Source organism: Paraburkholderia sp. BR10923 (assembly GCF_040948765.1).
In the GTDB taxonomy this organism is placed as follows: Bacteria; Pseudomonadota; Gammaproteobacteria; order Burkholderiales; family Burkholderiaceae; genus Paraburkholderia; species Paraburkholderia youngii.
Genome location: NZ_JBFPKO010000111.1, coordinates 1 through 1,758 on the forward strand (window position 1 = coordinate 1; position 1,758 = coordinate 1,758).

2 pseudogenes are annotated in these 1,758 nt (G+C 56.5%); both read right to left on the minus strand.

Features of this window, described 5'->3' with window-relative positions:
• Positions 1–288, minus strand: a pseudogene (locus tag AB3X94_RS41575) (hypothetical protein); the annotation flags it as partial.
• A gap of 335 nt (positions 289–623) precedes the next feature.
• Positions 624–1,086: pseudogene (locus AB3X94_RS41580) on the minus strand (IS6 family transposase); the annotation flags it as partial.
• Positions 1,087–1,758 lie beyond the last annotated feature (672 nt).

The window sequence follows — 1,758 nt, forward strand, 5'->3', positions numbered from 1 at the left end:
GCGCGCGGACTCGGGGAGACTCTCGAGCCGCTCCTTCTCCAGTGTCGCCAGTTGCTGCTCGACGAGCGCCAGTCGTTCGCATTCGCGCAGCAGCCGTTGCTGCAGTTCCAGTGGCAGTGGCAGTGGCGTACCGTCGTGGCACCGTACGTCACCGCGTGCCAGACGTGCGGCGAACTTCCGGCTGTCGACTTCACCCCAGCAACCGAGCGTGACCAGTAGCTTGCGCATGCGATCCCGGTGTTGCAGGACTTCCTTCATGCACGGCTGGCCGATCGCGGCGGCCATCATGCAGCGAAACTTTCCACTTCGCCATTGCGAGCTCAAGCGACACCGCCAGTACAATTTCCTCGGCGCACGGTGTGGAGACCTATTGCATGATGCTCTCCTTTGAGCAAGCGTTGACAAGCTGATTTTACGGATCAGCTCGCCGGCCTTCCTGCTGCATAGGATCTAACACCCTCTAGTCACGAGACAATTCGAAGCTGGGGCGAATCGAGTGCCAAGGCCTTGCGGGGTTCTGTCGCGATAAGGAAGACAGCCGAGCATGTTCCAACAAATATTGGATTGCTTACAGTATCAGCGAATGGAAGGAGCGGCTGCCGTTCGGTCATCGCCGTCGTTTTTCATTTCCCCTTGCGAATCATATGCATCACCTCGATACCAGAGAGAATTATGCGTGCACACCGAAAATCCTTGAAGCAACATCATCGATCTGATGATACGTTCGATCGGTCGATGGTCCTGCTCCACGACGTTGTTCCGGTGTTTGTTCTTCCGGCTTCTGATGGGGGTTTTCCGTTCTGCATTGATGGCTTCAAGTGCGGCCAGCTTCGCGCCGTTCTTATCTACGGTGAACGTCTCGGGGCTCGCCGTTCCGGTCAATGGCCTTCTGAAAGTAACGGCGCGCCGCAGCTTTGTCACGACGAGCGCGCAGAAGAAAATCAACTGTGTTGTTTTGCTTGTCGACGGCGCGATACAGATATTTCCATTGTCCTTTGACCTTGACAGAGGTTCGTCCATCCTCCAGCTCCTGCCCACCGGTCGCTTGTGCTGACGAAGCGCCTTCTCAAAGAGCGGCACCCAGCGTCACCAAAAGCGGCGATCCTCGTGCGCTACTGCACATGTCTCTCGTCACTGCCCCTCGCAGAGAAAAGAGCCTTCGTCGAGCCCTTCTGCCGGCTGCAGGGCATCGTGTTTCAGGAGGACACATGCATGACGCTTCGTGAGGCACGATGAGCGGATTTTTGGGCATTGCCAAATCGGTTGCGTGGATCCCTGCCGTTCTTTAGCGTTGCTCCGCGAGCACCGCTTATAACGCTGCTATCCGCTTATGCACGTTCCCGGAAAACAACCAGAGAGACCTTGTCGACGACTTGAACGCCCCAGAGGCGCGGCCGGGCACCCTTCCAGTTCGCGACTTGATGCCGCGATGGCGTTCTCGGTCCTGTCGTTCAAGTATTTTATTGCGGCCGACCGTTTCAGACTGCTCTACGTGTCGCGCCTGCGCCGGCAGATTCCTTCTGGTTCCAGTGCGACGATTTCTAGTGAACTATAGGAGAACACAATGGATCGTATCAGCGGGCATACCTTTTTCAAGCGGTTTTTGCAGCGAGACAGCACTGTTATCGATCTAGGGCATTGCTGATCAAGTCCACCGCATAGCTACTCGGAGCGTTATAGAGCGGAGTGGATAAGGAAGGCAGAACAGGATGAAGCAGCAGACGCTGGCGATGGCAGCTGACGAAGGTGCGGGTTTCG